12 protein-coding genes and 1 tRNA gene are annotated in these 23,548 nt (G+C 40.1%); 5 read left to right on the forward strand and 8 right to left on the reverse strand.

The genetic code is table 11. From position 1 onward, the window contains the following. Positions 1 to 105: 105 nt before the first annotated feature. The 5 genes from BV372_RS29735 to argF form a co-directional block, all read right to left on the reverse strand. Entirely contained in the window at positions 106 to 2,178 is a 2,073-nt protein-coding gene (locus BV372_RS29735) for an AAA family ATPase (RefSeq protein WP_086690327.1), read from the reverse strand. Next, positions 2,175 to 2,348 carry a hypothetical protein gene (locus BV372_RS36755; protein ID WP_179198275.1) on the reverse strand — a complete coding sequence of 58 codons (174 nt, stop codon included), beginning with the start codon at positions 2,346 to 2,348 and terminating at the stop codon, positions 2,175 to 2,177. The genes BV372_RS29735 and BV372_RS36755 overlap by 4 nt, the downstream gene beginning before the upstream one ends. Before the next feature lie 325 nt (positions 2,349 to 2,673). Further along, positions 2,674 to 4,155: a DNA phosphorothioation system restriction enzyme gene (locus BV372_RS29740; protein WP_086690329.1), complete on the reverse strand. Its 1,482-nt coding sequence runs from the start codon at positions 4,153 to 4,155 to the stop codon at positions 2,674 to 2,676. A gap of 185 nt (positions 4,156 to 4,340) precedes the next feature. Next, on the reverse strand, positions 4,341 to 4,946 hold the full coding sequence (gene lexA / locus BV372_RS29745) for a transcriptional repressor LexA (RefSeq protein WP_086690331.1): 606 nt from the start codon (positions 4,944 to 4,946) through the stop codon (positions 4,341 to 4,343). Positions 4,947 to 5,180: 234 nt separating this feature from the next. Next, positions 5,181 to 6,101: an ornithine carbamoyltransferase gene (gene argF, locus BV372_RS29750; protein ID WP_086690333.1), complete on the reverse strand. Its 921-nt coding sequence runs from the start codon at positions 6,099 to 6,101 to the stop codon at positions 5,181 to 5,183. Positions 6,102 to 6,469: 368 nt separating this feature from the next. On the opposite strand from argF, the gene BV372_RS29755 reads away from it, so the two are divergent. The 5 genes from BV372_RS29755 (at position 6,470) to BV372_RS29775 (ending at position 14,613) form a co-directional block, all read left to right on the forward strand. Then, positions 6,470 to 6,541 (forward strand) — tRNA-Thr (locus BV372_RS29755). An 874-nt stretch (positions 6,542 to 7,415) separates the two neighbouring features. Further along, the gene (locus BV372_RS29760; RefSeq protein WP_086690334.1) at positions 7,416 to 10,448 is read left to right on the forward strand and encodes an Eco57I restriction-modification methylase domain-containing protein; all 3,033 of its coding nucleotides are present in this window, start codon (positions 7,416 to 7,418) and stop codon (positions 10,446 to 10,448) included. Between the two features lie 59 nt (positions 10,449 to 10,507). After that, positions 10,508 to 10,747: a hypothetical protein gene (locus tag BV372_RS29765; RefSeq protein ID WP_086690336.1), complete on the forward strand. Its 240-nt coding sequence runs from the start codon at positions 10,508 to 10,510 to the stop codon at positions 10,745 to 10,747. Further along, on the forward strand, positions 10,738 to 11,178 hold the full coding sequence (locus tag BV372_RS29770; protein WP_086690338.1) for a type II toxin-antitoxin system VapC family toxin: 441 nt from the start codon (positions 10,738 to 10,740) through the stop codon (positions 11,176 to 11,178). Before BV372_RS29765 ends, BV372_RS29770 begins: the two co-directional genes overlap by 10 nt. Before the next feature lie 69 nt (positions 11,179 to 11,247). After that, positions 11,248 to 14,613, forward strand: a complete 3,366-nt coding sequence (locus BV372_RS29775; RefSeq protein ID WP_086690340.1) for a helicase-related protein — start codon at positions 11,248 to 11,250, stop codon at positions 14,611 to 14,613. A 158-nt stretch (positions 14,614 to 14,771) separates the two neighbouring features. On the opposite strand, the gene BV372_RS29780 is transcribed toward BV372_RS29775, so the two are convergent. From BV372_RS29780 to BV372_RS29790, 3 genes are all read right to left on the reverse strand, one after another. Continuing rightward, entirely contained in the window at positions 14,772 to 16,880 is a 2,109-nt protein-coding gene (locus tag BV372_RS29780) for a M3 family metallopeptidase (RefSeq protein WP_086690342.1), read from the reverse strand. Positions 16,881 to 17,171: 291 nt separating this feature from the next. Next, positions 17,172 to 17,705: a hypothetical protein gene (locus BV372_RS29785; protein ID WP_086690344.1), complete on the reverse strand. Its 534-nt coding sequence runs from the start codon at positions 17,703 to 17,705 to the stop codon at positions 17,172 to 17,174. Between the two features lie 573 nt (positions 17,706 to 18,278). Further along, complete coding sequence (locus BV372_RS29790; RefSeq protein WP_086690346.1) at positions 18,279 to 23,051, reverse strand: esterase-like activity of phytase family protein; 4,773 nt, start codon at positions 23,049 to 23,051, stop codon at positions 18,279 to 18,281. Between the last annotated feature and the right edge of the window lie 497 nt (positions 23,052 to 23,548).

The raw sequence follows: 23,548 nt of genomic DNA on the forward strand, positions 1-23,548 counted from the left end.
TTCTCTCTTCTACCTCTTCCCTTCGTGTCCTTCGCGCCCTAGCCTACGGCAACGGCTTCCCTACGGGACGCTACGCGAACGCCGAACGCGGTTCGTTTCTCTTAATCACCAATCTCGTTTCACCTCAACAACCTCTGTATACTCAAATTCATTGGGACTTTGCCTTACCAAAGGATATCTTTGCCCACCCAATTCAATATAATCTTGTTCGCAATCTGGCTTTGAAGAAAAGTAAGTCAGCACATATTCTCTCCCAATTCTGTCTGCCATTTCCTCTTCAACTTCACCCCGCCACTGTGTCTTTGTCAACAACACAATTAACTGATTTGCTAACTTGGGGATTGTCTGCGCAATATGTCGCCGGGAGATTTCATCTAGACTACCAAAAGGCGAATCCATAACGATTGGAAAAGTGCTGCTTTCTGGTAACATCAACATTTTCCGTTTTTCACTCCATTCCCGCACTCTATCAATAATGCTGGCGATAAAGGATAAGCTGAGAATTTGATTTTCTCCAGTGGAAGCTGCAACTGGCGCTTCTACTCCTGCTGTATTTTCTACCAGTGTCAGTTCATATTTATCACTAATTTTGGGAATATAAGGAGTAAAGGAAATTTCTGAAAATATCTCCTGTACCCGTTTTTCCAGTTGCAAGCGAAATTGTTTTTCTTGACGGTTTCTTACTTCGGTTAATCGTTCAATTGCATCTTGGGCAGCATTAATCCGACGTTGTGCTAATGCTTGCCGTTCTTCATTTAATTTTTGCTTAGCAATCTGTTTAATTACAGCTTCAATTTCTGTTGTGAAGTGAGCAATTTGCTGTTGGTTAGCACCTTGTTCTCTATTTAATTCATCAATTTTATTTTCAATTTCGTCTAAGCGTTTCTGCAAGCTGCTAATCTCTTCGTTGGCATCTTTCCGCAATCGTTCTTGAATGTTATCTAATTCGCTTTCAATTTGCGATATATTTTGCCGTAATTGATTAATTCTCTCTTGTTCTCTATCAACTTCTGCCCAAAATGCTGTTGCTTGCTTATCAATTTCATCAACTTGGGCACTCATACGAATTGCCGTTTCTTCTACAGCCGAAGAACCTGCTTTATCTAACCAGATAGTCACATTGTTATGGGAATGACTACCTGCATTTAAATCTGTACCACAAATACAACGTTGAGAATTGAGCAACTCATTTACAAACTCCCGCGAAATACCTGAAGTTAATTCACCACGCTGCTTCAAATCATGCATGATCTCCCGAAATTGGGCTGTAGTTTCAGAAAGTAAAACTGTGTAACCCCGTGCAGAAATAATTTTTTTTAAGGCTTCTCGATTCTTTTTATACTCTTCCTTATACGTTTCCTTCTGCGATTCTAAATTTTGACAACGTTCCTGTAATTCCTTCGCCGCACTCAGTTCGCGTAAGCGGTTACTCGTCTCTTTCTTTAAAGTTTGCTGATATTCTAACTCTTGTTGAATTTCTGTTTGGCGCTTGGTAATGCTTTCAATCTCTCGTTCTATTTTTTCTTGCTGTCGCAAAAGCTGTTTGATTTCGGAATCGCCAATCGCTTTTAAGTCATTTTCTAAACTTTTTTTCGCTTCTCCCAAATGTTTGATCGAACGGTTAATTACCTCCACACCCAAGAAAATCTTGGTAGCTTCGGCAATTTCTGCCTTTTTATCAGAACGGACTATTTCTTCAATCCGTTCACCGTCAAAGAAAAAATATTGATGCAAACTCGCAGGTAAAATTTGATTGATGATATCTTCTGGTTGCTGAGGTGGGAAATACCATTTACCATCATCGCCGCCTACCCACATAGTTAACTGAGTTTTCCCAGCTTCAAAATCACTCTCGTTTTTGTAAACACGACTGGCGCGTTTGACGCGGTAGCGTTTACCTTCATGTTCCCAGCCAATTTCTACCCAACATTCTACAGCTTGTTTGTTTTTCGCTTCGGCGATCGCTCTTTTATTAACTAGCTGCTCTACCGATGCAAATGCTGCACTAAATTTCTCATATAATACCCAGGTAAAAGCATTGAGTAAACTAGTTTTTCCCGATCCATTATTGCCATGAATAATCGTCGTGTTGAGAACATCTCCCCCGGAAAGTACCATCTCTGGTGTCGTACCATAAAAGGAGCGAAAATTGCACAGCTTAATTGAAGTTAGCTTCATCGCACCTCTTCCTTAACAATCACCAAAATTTCATCGTTAATGTGACTGTTAATTCTCTTATCTAGTCTGCCTTTTTCCAGCTTCCATACCCGTTCAATAATCTGCCGCACTTCCGGTGGGGCGCTGGTAATTGGCTCCTGCACATCATCAATATTTTCGTTTGGTGACATTTCGGATTGTAGCTACTTTTTCTTTTTATTTTACCTGTATCTACTACTGCGATCGCATCCGTCAAGCCACTGTTCGTATTATCTTTAATTTCTCAAGTTTTTTTGATAGAAAAGGCTTTATTGTGAGGTTATATGCTGGTATACTGTAAGTATCTAATATAATAGATTAGTAGCGCCTTGAAAAATTTTGCTAACATCCCATTATATTAATGACCTAATATTATTATCCTATATATTTGTCGCTAACCATTATACTTTTTGTAAAAATACGAACCATAGATGAACACAGATAAACACAGATAGTTTATCGGCGTTCATCGGCGGTTCATATATCTAACAATCCATATCGCTTTTGTAAATCGAGTAACTTCATCCTCGCTTCGCCAGCATTATCCGCCAAATCGGCAAACTCCACAAAGCGTCGCAATTCTTTTTTTAATAAATTGCGCTCAACTTCTATAGTTTCCCTTTCTAAATCTGGCGGTAAAACAATCATGTCGAAAATCGTGGCGCGTTCTTTTCCAGGATGAGGACGTAAAACGCGCCCTCGCCGTTGGATAAACTGACGAGGATTACCAGAACTTGATAAAATTACCGCAGTTTGAATTGCTGGGATATCAACACCTTCATCTAAACAACGAATTGCCACCAAACCTTGCAATTCAGCGCTTTCAAATTGACGGCGTAAAACTTCTCTTTCGTGTAAAGAAGTTTGGGCAGTGTAGGTACTAACTTTATACCCCAATTCAACGCCCAAAATTTTAGCAACGGCTTTGAGTTGACGCAGAGATGAACGTTGTCCAACTTCTTGAGAACCGTCGCTGCAATAGAAAAGGGTGTGAGTGGTATCTTTGCGAGTTGCCATTAATTCCCGCAAAGCAGTTAATTTGTTTTCCGCCGCACCAATTAATCTGGCGCGTTGCATCAATAACGGTTTTAAATCTTCGTGATTTTCAAAGTCTCCCGCTTCGCCATTTTCTCTTTCCCGATATAATAGCGATCGCCCAATTCTGCGAGTTAATTTCAAATAGGCAATGCTTTCGGCTTCTGTTAATTCCACCAAAACCGGATAATACAAATAATGTACCAAAGCACCACCAGCGATCGCATCCCTCAACGTAAATTCTGGCTGGAGAACTGGGCCAAAATAATCAAACAAAGATTGGGTGCCATCATCATCAAAGTACCTTTCCGGTGTGGCAGACAAAGCCAACCGCAACCCGACGCGGCGTGGTAAACTTTCTTCTAACTTTGGTGCGCCTAAGTTATGGGCTTCATCACCAATAATCAAAGTTCTGTCAGGCAAATATTTCAGTTGGGACTGAAAGCCATCTCCAATTAATGTGGAGTTGGTGGTAATTACCGTGACAAATCTTTGAGAACCTGAACGCAGATTATAGATTTGGGTAGAAAGTTGACTTTGCCAATTGCGTACATTCTCGAAAGCTAAAATCGGCTGTAAGTTAAATTTTTCGCATTCTCTCGCCCATTGGGTGACAAGATGACGATAGGGACACACCACCACCAAGACTTGTAAGTTAATCTGCTGGTATAATTCACAAGCGATCGCCAATGCTGTGATTGTCTTACCACTACCAGTAGCCATTTTCAGCGTACCTCTGCCGTTGTTAGCAAACCAGCTAGTGATAGCTTGTCGCTGGTATTGCCGCAATTGCAGAGATTGTGGCATTCTTGGACATCCTGGTAATGGTTGCTGAGTTTGATAACTGCCCTGACTTTCCCTTAACAATGGTAATCGTAAGCGGAAAGCGGGCAGTTCCTGTACTCGATTTAGCGTCAGGTACATAAAATGTTAATAACGAAGGTGGTGATGAACCCTAGTCAAGAGTCATTTGTCATTTGTCATTTGTGATTGGTCAAGGGTCAAGCATTTCTTCTCCTTTGTCCTCCTTGTCCCTCCGAAGCTTGCTCAACGGGGGGAACCCCCGCACGCAACTTCTCTCCTTGTCCCTCTTGTCCTCCTTCCAGTCTCTAGTTATAATCACGCCAAACAGCGATTAAAGAACCTTGCACTTGTACATGGATAGCAGGAACTTCAATAGGTTGATACTTAGCATTTGCCGGTTTGAGAGTAACGCGATCGCCACTGCGATAAAAGCGCTTTAATGTAGTACCATGTCCATCTACTCTGGCGGCGACGATAGTGCCATTTTTGAGATGATTTGGTTCTGCAACCGGACGCAGAAATACCAAATCGCCATCAGCAATTAAATCTTCAATCATGCTATCGCCAGCTACTCGCAAAGCGTAGGTTTGGGGAGGTAACGAGAAATTGGAAGCGTCTAAATGATCTATAGCATCGGTAAAAGGTTCTATTAACCCGCCAGCAGCAATAGTACCCAAAATTGGTACACCTGTGGCTACTGGACGCAAAACCCTAATTGTTCGTGCTTTCCCTTCAGTCCATTCAATATATCCTTTAGTGCGTAAATGTTCTAATCGACTTTGAATTGGTGCTGGTGATTTCAGATTCATCGCTTGCATCATTTGCCGAATTGAAGGCGAATGCTGATGCGTTCGGATATATTCCGCCAGCCATTCATAAAGTTCTTGTTGAGCTTCGGTTAAACGTTCCATAATTTTGTCGGGAAGTAATTACAAATGTCCCTAGAACATTAGTACTACATAAAATCCCATATAAGCAAGGTGAAAGTAAAAATATATAGCTGTTCTTATGGGTATGAAATACACATTTATCTGTTTTTATCTGTATTTCCCAAATTTTATGAAATGTTAGATCAAATTTAAAAGCGCTATAACAGGCAAAAGCAAGATAAATCTTTAATCTTTTGCCTTTGAAGTTTTAAGTAATTACTCTGCCCCTAAAATACTAGCAAGCAAAGCCTTTTGCGCGTGCATTCGATTTTCTGCCTGGTCCCAAACTCTTGATTGAGGCCCTTCAATTACGGCTTCAGTAATTTCTTCGCCACGATGAGCTGGTAAGCAGTGTAAAACTATCGCCTCACGGTCAGCAAAGCTTAATAGCTGGTCTGAAATTTGATAATGTTGGAAAATTGGGAAGCGATCGTCTGCTTCTGCTTCTTGCCCCATACTTGCCCAGACATCAGTGTAAAGAACAGCAGCGCCCTTAGCTGCAATTTCTGGGTCGTGGGTAATAAGAACTTCCGTTTTATTATTGGCGATCGCTCGTGCTTGTTCTACAATTTCATTATCGGGTTCATATCCTTTTGGGGTAGCAATTCTGACATTCATTCCTGCCAAAGCACAGCCCAACATTAAAGAGTTAGCGACATTATTCCCATCACCCACGTAGGTCAAAGTTAACCCGCTGAGGTTACCAAAGCATTCTTGAATCGTCATTAAATCGGCTAATACCTGACAAGGATGTTCCGCATCAGTCAGCGCATTAATTACAGGAATCTTGGCATAGCTAGCAAAAGTTTCTAACTCTTGCTGTGCAAAAGTCCGAATTGCCAAAACATCCAAATATCGATCCAACACCCGTGCAGTATCTTGCACAGGTTCCCCACGACTCACTTGGGTGACATTTGGATTTAGATCGATTACCTGTCCACCCAATTGGTACATCGCTACAGTAAAACTTACTCGCGTGCGAGTTGAAGCTTTGGAGAACAACAATCCCAATACTTTATTACATCGCAACTTTAGCTGTTGTGATTTGAGTTGAGTTGCTAATTGCAGAAGTTCTTGAAGTTCTGTAGAACTGAGGTCCGCCAGACTTAATAAATCTCGTCCGTTCAACGCTACCATGCTTCCGAATCTGTAAAGAACCTAGTGATGTTTTTATATGCCTTTAGCCAGCCCTGTGAAAAATTACCGCTTTAAAACTTTACCAGATATTTTGGTGTCCAGCCCAGGATTTTCACTTAGCTTTTGCTTACAATCTTAATTTCTCAACATTTTCAACGCCCAAACTCGCAGCTTTTTTGTAGCGTTCATGAGATTTGATTGTGTTTATCCGACGATGTGCGATCGCCATAATCAGCGATATTGCTAAATCAATAACTTAAATCACTAGACCAAAACCCAAAAACTTTTTTTGTTCTTCATGCTGGACAAATCGCTTATCTATGCTATAATCAAAAATCGGTGAGTGCTTAAAGAGCGTTACACAACTTGCCAGCATAGCACAGTGGTAGTGCATCCGACTTGTAATCGGAAGGTCGTCGGTTCAAATCCGACTGCTGGCTTTAATCAAAAAACCCCGCATTTAACGGAGTTTCGCCATTTTAGTGACAAATAATTTGTCCGCCTCTTCGCGGTTTTCTATATTAATATTACCGTGAATTACCCTAGAATATCCTTACCTACAGAAGCAATTTAGCTCCAACTTAGCTCAATGGAATGGACGCTTGAGACAGTTAAAGCCAGATTAAAAAACGCAAAGGTAACAGTAGAGTAAAGAGAATGGACTCTCTGCATGTAACTCCTGTAAAGTTAACACTAAAAATATATATCTGGGCGCTTCCTGAATTTTTCAAGAAAACTAAAGCTTATTTTGCTGTAGCCTTCAGTGTAATTTCTGATGGAATATATTACATAGGTAAACTAAATTTGATATAAAGCTTAGTAAGGAAAAATACATATTCCTTTAACAAGCATTTAACATCAATTCAATTATGAAAGCAAGGTGTTGCCTATGTATTGCTATAGTACAAATACCTAGTTAATCCTATAGGAAATACGAAAGTTTTCTATTTCATCTGTAATATTTAAAAATGCATTTTCTGTAAAGAATCTGCATAGTTTTGCTGGAATAATCCCTATTAATAAGTAAATATTTAATTACTGATTTTATTTATACAATCCGGCTAGAGATTGAATATTTATCAGCAATTTATTGCTCAATTAACTAAGTTTAGCAATAGATTTTACTGGCATTATAACTGTATAGCAGACTTTTTGATTCCTCAAAGCGCAGCAGATTTATATCTTTATATCTAGCTAGCGTCAAGTTGTCATACCTTTAATTTTTGAGAACTGCTGCGAGGTTTAAGCTTCGGGGACAGAATTGTGCTGCGCAGATTTCAGGGAAAACATCTTACTACAATAGCATCTATATATATGCTCGCATTAGAACTGCAAGAGTCAATCAAATATTCGCTTCAAAATTTGACAAATATTGACACATTAAAAAAAATATTTTGGAGCCAATTAAATTACGAACGAGTTAATCAATCTCTATCTCGTCGCCAATTAACTGATGCAGTTGCTAATGAGGTTGAAGGCGACCCCTTGTTATTAGCTTCAGGGGGAAGCTCTAATGCTTTCCATATTATTTATACTCGGTTAAAATCAGAAGAATTATCCAGACAAGCTGAAAGAAGTGTTGTCAATCATCTCCTAAAAGACCACCCATATGCTTTATTCGTCTTTTCTAACAAATCACAATTGCGGTGGCACTTTCTTAATGTTAAGTATGATAATTCACCTCAAAAACGAAAGTTATTTCGCCGCATTACCGTTGGAGAAGGCGAACAATTACGCACAGCGTCAGAAAGAATAAGTCTATTGGATTTGGAGCAAATAAGCCCAAATGCATCACCCTTAGATATTCAAACACGCCACGACGAAGCATTTGACGTTGAAGCTGTAACTCAAGAATTTTTCAGGGAGTACCGTAAAACTTTTGAAAAAGTTGAAGGGTTAATTCAAGGAATTGGAGGTAATGAAAGTAAGCGGTTATTTACCCAAAAGCTATTTAACCGTTTGATGTTCATCGCTTTTATCCAGAAAAAAGGATGGTTGAAATTTAAAGAAAGAACTGATTATTTATCAGCTTTGTGGGAAGCTTACCAAGATGAGGATGGCGTAGCAAACAAAAACTTCTATAGAGACAGGCTTTCCCATCTATTCTTTGCAGGGCTAAATAATGCTCAAGAACAGGACATTGCAGGAATTAATCATGGTGGTTTCTTAAAAGAATTAATTGGTACTGTTCCTTACCTCAATGGCGGACTTTTTGAACAAGGCGAAGATGATAAAAATCCTCAAATTATTATTCCAGATGATTGTATAGATAGTATTCTTCATGACTTATTTCAACGCTTTGCTTTCACTGTTACTGAAAGTACGCCTTTAGATATAGATGTAGCAGTAGATCCAGAAATGTTAGGCAAAGTATTCGAGGAATTAGTAACAGGAAGACATGAATCTGGAAGTTACTATACTCCCAAGCCAATTGTTTCTTTTATGTGCCGTGAAGCGCTAAAGGGCTATTTAAAAACCCAAGTTGCAGCAGAGACACAAGATACAATAGCACATTTTGTTGATGAGCATAATTCAGAGCATCTAATTAATCCAGAGGCAATATTAGAAGCATTACGTCGAGTTAAATGCTGCGATTTAGCTGCGGGAAGTGGAGCTTATTTATTAGGTATGCTTCATGAGTTATTAGATTTGCGTCAATGTTTATTTGTAAATCAAGGGTTAGATTCAAATACGGTTTATCAACGCAAGTTAGATATTATTGAAAATAATCTTTATGGCGTAGATAAAGATGTATTCGCGGTTAATATTGCACGATTAAGATTGTGGTTATCATTAGCTGTTGAGTACCAGGGTGAAAAACCGAAACCGTTACCTAACTTAAAATATAAAATCGAAGTTGGAGATAGTTTAATTGCACCCAGTCCCGCTACAACAGGAATGATTAGGTCTGAGTTTATAGAGCAATATCGCCAAAAGAAAGCTGAATATATGCGAACCCATGAAGGGGGAAAGAAGCAGACGTTAGAAGAGGAAATTAATGAGTTAAAAATTCAAATTGCGCTAGTAACTCATGGAAGTACCAAGATAGAAGGTTTTGATTGGGCAGTAGAGTTTGCAGAAGTATTTACTGATGGCGGTTTTGATATTGTGCTTGCAAATCCGCCTTATGTAAGGCAGGAGTTGATTAAAGATTTAAAGCCTACATTACAAAAGGTTTATCCTGCTACTTATAATGGAACATCTGATTTGTATTGCTTCTTTTATGCCCGTGCTTTACAACTTTTGAAAAATGGTGGAATGTTGTCATTTATTTCTCCTAATAAATGGTTTCGGGCGAAGTATGGCGAGAAGTTGAAGAAGTACATTGCAGAGACTTGTCTTATTCACAGTATTACTGATTTTGGAGACTTACCAGTATTTAAAAGTGCGACTGCTTATCCTATGATTTTTATTGCCCAGAATCAAACATTAGGCAGTAGCTCAACTATTTTTACTCAAGTTAAATCTTTAGAACCTCCTTATCCTAACGTTTTAACGCTCATTAAAGAAAAAGGTAAAATTCTAGAATCTACAGCTATAGATGGTTATAACTGGATGTTAACTCAAACATCTTCAAATAACTATGATAAAAGAATAGAACAACTGGGTATCACATTAGGCGAGTATGTCAAGGATAAAATCTACTATGGTGTAAAAACTGGTTTGAATGAAGCATTTGTAATTGATGGGCAAAAGCGCTCAGAATTGATTTCTAAAGATGCTAAAAGTATAGAAATTATTAAACCTATGGTTGCAGGTAAAGATATTCATAAATGGAATCTAGAATTTAAAGATAGCTGGCTCATTTTCACAAGACGAGGAATTGATATAAATACTTATCCTGCTATTAAAGAACACTTAAGTCAGTGGCGAACACTACTAGAGCCAAAACCGAAAGAATGGTCTAACAATAAAAAATGGTTAGGACGCAAAAGTGGCTCATATAAATGGTATGAAATTCAAGATAATGTTTCATATTTTGAAGAATTCAATCAACCAAAAATTATTTATCAAGTTTTTCAGGTTAAATCTAGTTTTACTTATGACAATAAAGGTATGTTTTTTAATAATGCTGGATGGATGATAGTTCTTGATGACCTTTATCTTTTAGGTGTTTTAAATTCTCAATCATTTTGGTTAGAAATCAGTCGCCATTGTACAAAAATACAGAATGGTTATCAATTAATGCGAACTTATCTCGAAAAAGCAATTATTCCCCATGCTTCAACTACAGAACGAGAAGCCATATCTAAACTAGTCCAAAAATGTCTAGACGCAAAAGGCGTTAACTGCGAAGTATGGGAGAAAGAAATAAGCGATCGCGTCGCCGCCCTTTATGGATTGTAAGAGAATAGAGAAGAGAACAAATCTCGCTCCAACCATGAAGAATTGTTAAGGTAAAAACCATGCAATCAGCTTTACGCATTACAACCAAAGTTTTACCAGGAAACAAAATAGAAATTGAAATTCCAGAAGCTGAGATTGGCGATAGTGTAGATGTATTTGTGATTTTGCCCGAAAAATCTGAAAGCAAACGGCGTTCTGTTGTAGAGTTAATAGAAAAAATTCGTAGCCAACGCCCATCATTCAGAAACACTGAGGATATAGATAAGCAATTGAAAGAGGAACGCGAGTCATGGGACTAACACTTCCTGCATCAGGGATTATCTATATTGATACATTAGTGCTAATTTATACTGTTGAAACTAACCCTGATTATTACTCACTGCTACAACCTCTATGGCTAAAATTTCAATTAGGCGAAATAGAAATTGCTAGTAGCGAACTCATTTTATTGGAAACACTAGTTGTTCCTTTGAAAAGTGGTAATACAGCTTTAGTAGCTAACTATGAACAGCTTTTGCTTTATTCGGAAATGAGACTAATTCCCATAAGCCAAACTATACTGCGACAAGCTGCAAATATTCGAGCTAACACCAACCTCAAAACACCAGATGCTATCCACGCAGCCACAGCCTTATCTATTAGCTGTAACCAATTTATTACTAATGATAAAGCATTTCATAACGTTCCCGGTTTACCTGTTGTCATCCTCAGCGAAGTATTAGCATCTTAAACCACATTCTCCAGTTTAAAACCTCAAGTTATTCTCTGCGTCTTTGCGCCTCTGCGTGAGAAAATTATCATGCCTACCCACGACATAATCGACAACCGCAATCAAAAATTAGTAGACAAAATTAAAAGCATTCTTGACTCATCAGAAGCGGCTCATTTTGCGGTAGGTTACTTTTTTCTTTCCGGCTTCACCGCCATTGCAGAACGTCTCACCAACATTAAAGAACTACGCTTATTAATTGGCAATACTAGCAACCGCGAAACTATCGAACAAATTGCCCAAGGATACCGCAGGCTAGAATTAATTGAAGATAAAATCGAAGCCCAAAAATATCCCAAGCGCAGTGAAGAAAAACATATAGTGAACGTTACAGCAGATAATGTTCGTTCTACTATTGAATTAATGGATCAGACAGATGAAGCCGAGACACTAGTAAAAAATCTAGTGCAGATGATAGAAGAAAAACGGCTTCATGTCCACGTTTACACCAAAGGGACGTTACACGCCAAAGCTTATATTTTTGACTACGGTACTGTTTACGATCATAAAGGTAGAGCCTTAGAACGTTCGGAAAAAGGCGTTGCGATTATAGGTTCATCTAATTTCACCCTTTCTGGCATTACCCATAATACCGAATTAAATGTAGTAATTCACGGTAACGATAACCATACAGAGTTAACTAATTGGTTTAATGAACTATGGAATGAGGCAGAAGATTTTAATGAAGCTTTAATGAGAGAAATGAAACAATCTTGGGCGGGTTCTATAGCCCGCCCCTATGATGTTTATATGAAAACTCTCTATAGTTTAGTCAAAGATAGATTAGAAGATACTGTAGCAAAAGACTTAATTATAGAAGACGAGATTAGTAAACAATTAGCTGAATTTCAAAAAGTAGCTGTTAATAATGCTGTACAAAATATCAGAGACTATGGGGGAGCATTCGTTAGTGATGTTGTAGGGCTGGGCAAGAGTTTTATTGGCGCTGCAATTGTGAAAAGATTTGAGCAAGTAGAACGCGCACGCCCTTTAATTATTTGCCCTCCACCACTGATAGAAATGTGGGAGCGTTATAACGAAGTATACCAGCTAAATGCCCGCGTTCTTTCAATGGGGATGTTGAAAGAAGATGAAGACGTTGGGGTGAAAGTTTTATTAGATGATTTTAAATATAAAGATAGAGATTTTGTATTAATAGATGAAAGCCACAATCTACGAAACAATAACACTCAAAGATATAAAGTAGTAGAAGCATTTTTATCCGCTGGTAAACGTTGTTGCTTCTTAACAGCTACTCCTCGTAATAAAAGCGCTTGGGATATCTATCACCAGTTAAAACTATTCCATCAAGACGACAAAACAGATTTACCAATAGACCCGCCAAACTTAAAAGAATACTTTCAATTAGTGGAAAAAGGCGAAAAAAAATTACCAGAATTACTCTCTCATATCCTCATCCGCCGTACTCGCAATCATATTCTCCGTTTTTACGGCTTTGATGAAAAAACTCATCAACCAGTAGACCCGGCTAATTTTCGAGAATATCTAGACGGAACCAGACGCGCTTACGTCATCGTTGGCAGTAAGCATCGATTTTTCCCCAAGCGAGAACTAGAAACAATAGAGTACAGCATTGAAGACACTTATCAAGGACTGTACCAAGACTTACGCCAATATATGGGGAAATCTCGCAAGCGCCAGCTGCTAAAGCCACCAACAAACGAACTCAGCTATGCACGTTATGGACTGTGGAATTATGTTTTAAAAGATAAACAAAAGCAAGAACCTTATAACACTTTGCAACGTGCTGGCGCTAACCTGCGGGGTTTAATGCGAGTGCTATTATTTAAGCGCTTTGAGTCGAGTGTTTACGCCTTTCAAGAAACTATAAAAAAACTATTGTTAGTGCATGAAAGATTTTTAAAATCATTATCTCAAGGATTTGTTCCCGCAGGAGAAGACGCACAAACTCTGCTATCGGAAGACTATAACCAAGCAGAAGAACAAGATTTGATAGATGCACTGCAAAAGGTATCTGATAAATATGACATAGCTGATTTTGATGGGAAAAGGTTACAACAACATATCGAACATGATATTGAACTACTAAAAAAGATTTGGGCATTAGTTGAACCAATTAGTCCTGATAAAGATGCCAAATTACAAACTTTGAATATCTGGTTATCTAAACCAAATCTGAAAGATAAAAAACGGCTGATTTTTACGCAGTACGCCGATACAGCAAAGTATTTATACGAAAATTTAAACCCAAACGGTAAGCGCGATGATATTGATGTAATTTATAGCGGTAACAACAAAAGTAAAGCGCGTGTAGTTGGAAGATTTGCACCTAAGGCTAATAAAGAATATAAATTTAAGCTAGGAGAATCAGAGCTTAATACTCTGATTGCCACAGATGTTTTGGCAGAAGGTTTAAATTTGCAAGATGGCGATTTAATAATTAATTATGACTTACATTGGAACCCAGTTAAACTAATTCAGCGCTTTGGTCGTATAGACCGAATTGGCAGCGAGAAAGATGTTATTTATGGATACAACTTTTTACCAGAATTAGGTATTGAACGTAATTTAGGTTTAAAGCAGAAGCTTAAAAACAGAATTCAGGAAATTCATGACACAATCGGTGAAGATGCTGCCATACTTGATCTGACAGAAAGACTTAATGAAGAAGCTATGTATGCCATTTATGAGCAACAAGGAAAACAGTTAAGTCTTTTTGATATGGATGAAAAAGAAGATTTCTTAGACTTAAATGAAGCTGAGGAAATCTTAAGAAAATTACAGAAAGATGACCCCGGTGAATTTGAGCGTATTGCCAATTTACCGCATGGTATACGTAGTGCTAAATTCTCCATCCTGAAGGGCACATACGTTTTTTGTGAAGCTTCAGATCCCAATCGTCCTGATATTAAAGGCTACCAACAATTATTTTTATTAGATGACAATGGCAATATAGTCTCCAGGGACATTCCCCGTATCCTGGGTGCAATTAAAGCTGACAACACCACCCCCACTTTGACACTCCCTAAAGACCATAATTCTGCTGTTATGCACGTCAAGCGTCAATTTGCCGAAGAAGTGAAGCATCGCCAAGCAGAAAGGGAGTTTAACCAGCGTTTGACTCAGGGACAAAAGTATATTCTGCGAGAACTGAGGATATTTTTTAAGTTAACAACAGAAGAAGAAGTCAAAGGTCAAATCAATATTTTAGAAAAAGCGTTTCGCGTTTCGGTGAACCAAGCAATTAACCGAGAGTTAAATAAATTGCGGCGTGATGGTTTCACGAGTCAAGAATTATTTAATCAACTGAGACAGATTTACCGTCAACATAATATGCATGAGTGGGAAGATAACACCTTACCTACATCATCTCAGCCAATTCCGATAATTGTTTGTAGTGAGGCTTTGGTGTGAGATTATCATTTCCATAAACGGCATAAAATAATGCTGACACCAACCATCACCTACAACGCCGAAAGTTCTTTGAATTGACACGGCGACACTGAATAGGTCGCCGCGTCTCTGTCGCCTCTTCAAGCGTCTTGTTGTACGCAGTTGATAACGGCTACTGATTATCTAGCCGTAGCTGCTAAACCATTGTGTCGCAGCAAAGGCGTGGTACTAGGTTCACGACCCCGGAAAGTTTTAAACACTTCCATCGGGTGTCTACTACCACCAAGCGCCAGCACTGTATCCCGGTAACGTCTACCCGTAGTTTTGATAGCTTCTTCGTTTTCTAGTCCAGCTTCTTCAAAAGCAGCAAAAGCATCAGCACTCAAAACTTCAGCCCATTTGTAACTGTAGTACCCGGCTGCATAACCACCGCCAAAGATATGTCCAAAAGCACATAAGAAAGCATCTTCTGGTAGCGGTGGTAAAACGGTAGTAGTTTTGGCAATACGATGGCGAACATCTGCTGGGGTTTCATCACCACCTGAGCGATAACGAGAGTGTAGTTCTAAATCCACAATGCTAAAGTGGAGTTGTCGCAACATTCCACTACCACTCATATAATTGCGTGCCGCTATCAGCTTATGATAGTAATGCTCTGGTAAAGGTTCACCAGTTTCGTAATGTTTAGCCATCCCAAACAAAGTCGGTCGTTCATAGCACCAGTTTTCCATGAACTGACTGGGTAGTTCAACAGCATCCCACTCTATATTATTTATACCTGCTGCCCCTGTATAATCCACTTTTGTGAGCATATGCTGTAAGCCATGCCCAAACTCGTGGAATAAGGTTTCCACTTCATTAAAAGTCATCAAACTGGGCTTGCCATCAATTGGGGGAGTTTGATTACAAACCAAATATGCTACAGGTAAACGGATACTAGTTGCACCATTTTCACTAGTTTTGCCACGATGAATGCAGACATCCATCCAAGCACCACCGCGTTTTTCTGCTGGGCGACTATAAGGGTCTAAGTAGAAGTAAGCTATAGGCGCACCCGTTTCATCAGCAATTTGGAAATAACGCACATCCTCATGCCACACTGGAGCTTGACCATCAGCAGAAGTAACGTTAACACCAAAAAGTCGCTTCACCAACCCAAATAAGCCATTTAATACTTGAGGAAGGGGGAAGTAAGGACGTAATTCTTCAGCAGTGAAAGCAAATTTTTCTTCTCGCTGGCGTTCTGCCCAAAAACTAATATCCCAGTGTTTTAAATCTTCAGCCTCTTTTGCTCCCTTAGACAAAGCAAAAGCTTTGAGTGCTTCTAAATCTTTCACTGCTGCATCATAACTGACGCGACGCAGTTCTTCTAACAGCGCCTCGACTGCTTTCACATTAGGAGCCATCTTACTAGCTAGGCTCAACTCAGCAAAATTCTCAAAGCCGAGTAAACCTGCTAGTTCTTGTCGCAATTCTAAAATGCGATTAATTAGGGGATTATTATCTAAATCTCCGGAAGCCGCGCGACTGATAAAAGCTTTGTAGAGCTTTTCGCGTAAATCACGACGGGTGCTGTGCTGCATAAACGGCCCGTAACTGGGGAAATCTAAAGTGATGCGCCAAGGGCCATTTTCTGGTGTAGCGTTTTCTTCTCCAGCCGCACGGGCCGCTTGTGCTGCTAGACTAAGTAAGCTTTGCGGTAAACCGTCGATTTCTTCTTTGTTAGTGAGAGTTAAGCTAAAAGCTTTGGTGGCGTCCAGTACATGGTTTGAGAATTTGGTGGAAAGTTCTGCCAACTCCATTTGAATGGCGTTGAAACGTTCCCGTGCTTCTCCTTGTAAGCCCACACCAGAAAGTTCAGCATCCCGAATCGCAGCTTCTACAATTCTTTGCTGGGCTGGTTCTAAGCTGTTCCATGCATCACTGCTACGAAGAGCCTTAAAAGCATTGTAAACAGGTTGACTTTGACCAAGCTTGGTAATGAACTGCACTACTTCTGGTTGTACTGCTTCAAAAGCTTCACGAAGTTCGGGGCTATTTTTGACACCCATTAAATGGTTCACTATGCCCCAACTCCAAGACAACCGTTCTGTAAGTTTATCTAACGGTTCTACTAAACCACTCCAAGTAGGCTGTACATTAGTCTCTATAGTGGCAAGCTCTGCGTCAAGTTCTGCTAGCAGCTGCTGAAAGGCTGGTACTACTTGCTCTGGTTTAACTTCTGTAAAGGGAGGTAAGCCAGCGCCTTTAAGTAGGGGATTCTGAGAAATAGTGGCATTTGCATTCATGATTGTGTGTGAGCTGCCGATCGCTATGGGCAATAATGATTTTTGTTTGTATATCTTCTAATGTAGCGATCGCAGCGCCATTTCGGAGCTAGCACAAAATATCACTAGCTGTATACTTTGGTTATCAGTAAATATCCAAGTGCGATCGCCACATGACAAAAATTTTATTGCTCCGCTAGCTTAGCCTAGAATTGTCTATCCACCTCTGGTAGCTGTGGGTCAATCAAACAACATCTAGGATGACCACCAATACCACTTTTAAGCCAAAGAGCGTCATTTGTAGAGAGACGCCTATTTCCAATCCTTGTTTGACAGCTTATTACTAGTAGGATAGAGGTCGTTTTGAGTAAGTCGCCAGTTTAGAAGCTGGTCAATAAGTTGATTTTGATGTTTAGCATTATGTTCAATAACTTCAAAAGCCTGAAGTATGGTGCTTTTGTCCAGCCGACCCAAATGAAAAAGATAAGTCCAGCACAGTATGCTATTGAGAGCGAATCTAATATCAACACATAAAGCTGACTTAAATTCTTCAAATTGCTGGTTAATGTCATCTACATTCGGTAACTGGCTAGTAACTTCTGAAGTCAGACGCCAGTCTAGTAGTTTGTCAAGCAGTAGACTTTGATGTTTAGCATTGTGTTCAATGACTTCAAACGCCTGAACCGTGGTGCTATGGTCAAGCCGACCCAGACGCAAAAGATGAGTCCAACAAAGTATGTTGTTCAGGGCGAACCTGAATTCACCACACAGAGGAGATTTAAATTCATTAAATCGCTCGACAAGAGAATCTGTCTGTATCTTAGGGCTGATCGTATTGCTGCTCATAATGGCATTTTTAGAAGTAAGCGGCAATTAACGGTTTTATTCGGTATTTACCGGAATCTTCTTTTAGTCTACAAGCCTTTGAGCTTAACTTTCTATTCCTCTAAGCAGATTTGTCGAGTATCTTCAGAAATAATAATTATAAAGCAAAAAATTTAACCACCCTCCTAAAACTCTAGGATTGTGAAAAATTACCTATGTCTGTTGATTCCCAAGCAAGGAAAGCTTGAGGCAAATTTTGAAATCTTTAATATGAATAAATTTGTAAGTAATTATATATACCTTATTATTGATTTCTTCCTTATATTCCTCAAGCAAAGGCTATGAGTGATAAGCTTATAATGATTCAAATTGCATCCTTGCGTCTCCCGTTCTCCCCATCCCCGCGTCTTTTTGAGGCTAAGGATTATGCAACTTAAAAGCAGATTAGCTGATCGTGTCCGGCTAATGATACCGTTTCACTTTAGGCAGCAGGTATGAAAAGAAAAAGCGAGGAAGTCTTACTCCCTCGCAATTATAAAATTAGTACAGCCTAACTAGATTTGGTTGTTAGATTTAGCTGTAATAACTTTCTGTTTAAACCACACTAATCGAGAAAACAAAGTTATTTGCTGTGAGGGTACTGGAGGTAAGCCCTAGTAATGAAGCTAATTCAGTATTTCCGGCTTTTATCAAAGTGTCGTTACCTTGTTGTAACAGCGTTAGGTCACTGAACTTACTCACTCCAGTAATACCGCCAATGCCGATCGCGTCAATTCCTGAGGTAAAGTCGGTAACAATGTTTTTGCTAGTTGGCAGGCTAGCATTGGCAATCCAGAAAGAGTCAGCACCAGCGCCACCAGTCAGGCGATTACCACCTCCTTGACCAGCAAATAACACATCATCACCATCACCACCAAATAGGGAGTCGTTGGCATTGGAGTTGAGTATGTCATCGCCAGAACCACCATAAAGACGGTTATTGCTACCGCCACTAGTGATGGTATCGTTGCCGGAACCGCCAAATTGTAATTGACCTGAACCCTCGATCACTACGAGAGTGTCAGCACCAGCCCCGCCAAATAGATTGTTACGACCATTAGCTTCAACTACGACAAGGGTATCTTTACCATTGCCACCATCAACACCAGTACCGCTGACAGGGCCGTTTTGACCGACAACGATATTATCGTCACCGTCACCACCAAGCACAGAAGAGTTACTTCCTACCTGTACTATGTCATTACCACCGCCAGCGTTGATTAAGTTACTACTGGTAGCTTCGATATTATCTGCTCCATCACCGGTGATTATTACTTGCCCAGGCTTGGGAGTAACATCATCGCTATTGGCAGAACCAAAATTGATATCTAGTGCTGAGGGCTGACCTACACCAGGAGCAAGATTGAGAGGCTTCTCCAACTTCAACAGCAGAATTTCGTTGTTGTCGATTTTGGGATTTTGAGGATCGTTCCCTGGACGACCTGTGGAGAAAGGATAATTGTTGTCGTTAGCTACCAAAATGGTATTTTTGTCAACAACCAACACATCTTCAATAGTTTGGAATGGGAAGTCAAAGGTTTTCTTACCATCCCCATTTAGATCGTTGGGGTCTTGGATATTTAACAAGTCGGCAACTTCTTGTTTTTCTACATAGCCATTAGCATCGGTTTTAGACAGGTCTACTTTATAAATCCGCTTGAATTTAGCAGAAGCTCCCTGACCACCATCCCGTTCAATGACTAAGTATTCGTTATCGTTAATAACGGTGAAATCTCCGATCGCATTTGCTGGATTATCCAATCTGTAGTAGAGTTCTTTACCTGTGTACTTGCGGCTGGCAATATCAAACTCGTTAATTCGCAAAGCACCAGCCGGATCGCCCTGAACTGTTCCTTCTAACAGCATATAGAGCTTGGTTTTGCTGGCGTTGATTGCGCCACCTTCAAAGCCTTTGGAACTACCCAAATTAGCAACGGCATTTCCGGAAAGCACATCAGGATTTTGTGGCGATCGCACTATGTTGTACTGAGGATCGCTCAGTTGATCCCTTACTTTGTCCCCAGTATCAGGGAAGTCAGTAAAGTAAGCATCAACACCCAATTGAATGAACTGCTGGAATTCTAACTCTGGCTTACCTTTGTAATCTGCTGCTAGATACTGACTTTCACTACGGAAAGTGTAAGGATGAACTTGTAACCCTGCATTGTGAGCATCTTGAACTAAGGTAGTAGGAGCTAAAAGGGTCTTGTCAGCATCATTTACTGCTCCATCCTTATTAACATCATCTGCCTTGCCATCACCATCAGCATCAGTCCCTTTGACGCTCACAATCATCCGTTTTCCAGGCCCAATACCATCAGCGTATTTGGCAATTTCTGCCAAGCCTTCTGGAGTTCTCAAATCGCCATAGGTGCGTTTGTCACCACTGACTTTGTGATCGTAAGGCTGACTTTCGATAATCTTGCCGTTGATGTCAATGTCTTTGTAATCGAGTAGTTGCACAAGTGGGATATCTACCCCAGCCTTAGGCATGATTACATCATGCAATTCTTTGAGGTTGCCAACTTCAAAAGACTGAATGAAAATGCGGCTAGGATCGGTGAAGTTCTCTGCCTTCAGCGTATCGATGAGTATCTGACCCAAATTCCGGTTAATCTTGGTGTCAGTGCCTACATAGGTGGCTTCGTTAGCAGTATAAGTTGGATGCTTAGTTTCTGGGTAAATGCCAATCTTTTTACCTGTCTGAGCTTCCACATCCTTAACTAAGTCAATGATTTCCTTCAAAGTAGGAATCTCAAATTGACCGTTGTAGGATTGATCGCGGAAAGATAGACGCTCTATTGCTTTTAATTCTTTGATTTCAGCTAAGGTGAAATCTTCAGCAAACCAACCTGTAATTGGGTTTCCATCCAAATTTACTGTTTTCTTGCGATCGGCAAATTTAGCGATCGTAGCAACATTTGTGGTTGTATTGCTAGTATTTACAGTGCCATCAGCGTTCAAAATTGCTAAAGCAGGCTCATGGCGAGCAATTAGCACACCGTCTTTAGTAACTACTAAGTCAGGCTCAATAAAGTCAGCGCCTTTCTCAATTGCTTGCTTATAAGACTCTAAGGTGTGTTCTGGACGATAGCCACTTGCACCTCTGTGTCCAATGACTTTCGGCGCTTTGCCATCTAAAGTCTTGAATTCGTCGGGTGTAGCAATAGGAGCCTCTAACAACTTACCAGTGCTATCAAAATGCAGCAGGTAGGGGCCAAACTCATCACCAACCCAGATGCTACCATCTTTATCAACGATCAATGACTCAACATCAAAGTCAGCACCAGTCAGTGCTCTTTCGTTAGTTCCTTCATTCACAATTTTGAAAGGAACTTTCTTATTTGGGTCAGATAGTTGGATGTAGTCTAAAAACTTAACGCTGCCATCGCCATTTTCTACTCCCTTAAAATTCGGGTCTAGACGTTGGATACGCAGCAAAAAGTCTGCACTATTATCTTTGCTACCGTAGCCATTGTCTGAGAGGAAGTAGAAAGAGTTACTGTTAGCAAATTGTACGCCACTCAAACCTTGTACTGGCTGTCCGGGGAAAGGCCCTGTTCTACCATTGGCAGAAATCTTGCTACCAGAAGCCGGCCCATCACTAAAGGTATCAGCTGGCAAAGAAGCAAAACCAACTAACTCAACTTTGGGGACTATGGAAGCGAACATAGTCTGGTAAATGTGGGTTTGATCGTTTAAACCCGCAATTCCAGGAATATCAAAACCGTAGGCTTCATACCCTTTACCTACCAAACTAGTGAGAACTTCTGAACCCGCACCTTGGTAGTAAACGGGTACTGGACGGTTAGTGTGACTTCCCCAACCATATTTGACATTGGGATCAGAACCCCAGTAATGTCCAACTTCACCTGGGGTATCCAGATTGGTTAAAGCTTCAGCACCTTTATTCTTGACTAAAGTCGGAAAGTCACCGTTGAGAGTTAGGTAGTGATCGTGGTCAGCGGTAACGATGAGGAGGTTTTCTTCCCAACCACCATTGTTGTTGATCCAATCAATCGTTGAGCCAACTGCTTTGTCGAAGTCTAACGTAGTGCCGATCAGGTTGTCTATGTTGTCATCATGAGCAGACCAATCAATATCACCACCTTCGACCATCAACCAGAAACCATCAGGGTCTTTACCTAAAACATTTAATGCAGCGTTTGTCAGGTCATTGAGTTTTGGGTTTTCGTTAACCTCTTTGGCAATAAAAGATGCATCGGTCTCTCCCGGAAGCAGTGGACGTTTGGTATCCACTTTTGCATCATCACCTTGGTTAGCGAAAACGCTAAACATATCTAAACCAGTGGTGCTGTAGTCACCTTTGGCAGAACTTACAGGCAAGTTACCATTTTGACCACGCGCACCGTACAGACCGAAGAGGCGATCGCCTTTTTCTGGATCGAGTTTCGCCGCAGTTTCAGCTAGTTTCTTAGCCGCATCCTGACCTCGTTCCAAAAAGGTGTAATCGTAGCGGTTATCAGTTGGTTTAGTGCTAAGTTCTTTGTAAGTATCCTTACCAATATATTCATTGCTCGTATTTGGCTCAACCCCTGTTGGCAGTATGTCTCCAGGCGCAGAGAGTGGATGACCACCACCAAGTAATACTGTTGGTTGATAGACCCGGAGTTCCTGTTGCAGGATGTTATCCAATGCAGGATAGTCGCCATCATACTTGCTGCGACGGTTAACATTAGCAGCAGCAGCTCCAGGTGTAGCATGATCAATGGGAACTGAAGTCACTAAACCGGTTGATTTACCAACACTGTTCGCAGTTTTTAAAATCGATTCGAGAGGATCTTCAAAAATATCAACGCCAATAGCGTTGTTGTAGCTCTTGACCCCAGTGTAGAGAGTTGTAGCAGTGTTTGCAGAGTCAGGATAGCTGTATTTAATATATTCTGGGTCACTACCGGGAGTCCAAGGATTAACACCACCTCTAGCAGTGTCATAACCTACTAAATTACCAACAGCACCATCACTAACTTTTGCACCACCTGTTGGGGTATTACCTGGGTTAAAAGTTGGGTCAAATTTGAAACCAGGACGAACTGGGCTTTCTCCGGTGATGGGATTAGTAGCGTCAAGAGCTGAGTTACCAGTATTAAACACTCCTTTGCTATCGGCGATCGTTGTTCCATAGGTGGTTACTAAACCGTAGCCTTGGAGTGTTTGAAAGTTCAGTCCTTGACCCTTACCCTGTGTATAGAAATCACTTAGATTAGCGCCTGTCTTACCATTTTGAATCTCTTTATATATGGATGCAGCACGAGCCATTTCCCAGCCCATACCATCCCCAATCATAATGATGACGTTCTTAGCCATGAAAGAGAATCTCCGTGTGTTTAACTGTTTATCTAGCCTTAGCTCTAGTGGCATCAAAAACTAATATAGTGAGGGCAAAACTAATAGTTTTTAGGTTCAAGGATAGAATTTAGTTGTAAACTTATTGACGCTGAACCGTTAACTATCAACCATCACCATAATTGTCATTTCACTAGAAGATTATTTCAGTGAAAATTTTCTAGTAGGGTAGGCAATGCTCACTCTACAGAATTATTAATTTTTCACCAATAATTTAGGATTGCTGTAGCAATATTAGAGGACTAAACTAACATCAATAAGCTTTTCATTCCAAGGTTAAGAAAGAAATAAGTTAGATAAAACAAATAGTTAAAATATACCTGGACAACTTAGATTAAATAATATTTTCATTCCAAGGTTAAGAAAAAAATAACGTGAATAGAACAAAAGATTAAACCCTGAAGGGGTGACAAAGGGGCTGAAACGAAGGAAAGAAGGGAGTGTGACCGTTTTGAGGT

It is taken from the genome of Nostoc sp. T09, from assembly GCF_002154695.1.
Classification (GTDB): Bacteria; Cyanobacteriota; Cyanobacteriia; order Cyanobacteriales; family Nostocaceae; genus Aulosira.

What these genes read in the sequence shown, in the direction of transcription:
- BV372_RS29775 (WP_086690340.1), top strand. Translation starts at nt 11,248, where the DNA reads ATGCCTACCCACGACATAATCGACAACCGCAATCAAAAATTAGTAGAC.
- lexA (WP_086690331.1), bottom strand. Translation starts at nt 4,946, where the DNA reads ATGGAACGTTTAACCGAAGCTCAACAAGAACTTTATGAATGGCTGGCG.
- BV372_RS29740 (WP_086690329.1), bottom strand. Translation starts at nt 4,155, where the DNA reads ATGTACCTGACGCTAAATCGAGTACAGGAACTGCCCGCTTTCCGCTTA.
- BV372_RS29785 (WP_086690344.1), bottom strand. Translation starts at nt 17,705, where the DNA reads ATGAGCAGCAATACGATCAGCCCTAAGATACAGACAGATTCTCTTGTC.
- BV372_RS36755 (WP_179198275.1), bottom strand. Translation starts at nt 2,348, where the DNA reads ATGTCACCAAACGAAAATATTGATGATGTGCAGGAGCCAATTACCAGC.
- BV372_RS29735 (WP_086690327.1), bottom strand. Translation starts at nt 2,178, where the DNA reads ATGAAGCTAACTTCAATTAAGCTGTGCAATTTTCGCTCCTTTTATGGT.
- BV372_RS29770 (WP_086690338.1), top strand. Translation starts at nt 10,738, where the DNA reads ATGGGACTAACACTTCCTGCATCAGGGATTATCTATATTGATACATTA.
- BV372_RS29780 (WP_086690342.1), bottom strand. Translation starts at nt 16,880, where the DNA reads ATGAATGCAAATGCCACTATTTCTCAGAATCCCCTACTTAAAGGCGCT.
- BV372_RS29765 (WP_086690336.1), top strand. Translation starts at nt 10,508, where the DNA reads ATGCAATCAGCTTTACGCATTACAACCAAAGTTTTACCAGGAAACAAA.
- BV372_RS29790 (WP_086690346.1), bottom strand. Translation starts at nt 23,051, where the DNA reads ATGGCTAAGAACGTCATCATTATGATTGGGGATGGTATGGGCTGGGAA.
- argF (WP_086690333.1), bottom strand. Translation starts at nt 6,101, where the DNA reads ATGGTAGCGTTGAACGGACGAGATTTATTAAGTCTGGCGGACCTCAGT.
- BV372_RS29760 (WP_086690334.1), top strand. Translation starts at nt 7,416, where the DNA reads ATGCTCGCATTAGAACTGCAAGAGTCAATCAAATATTCGCTTCAAAAT.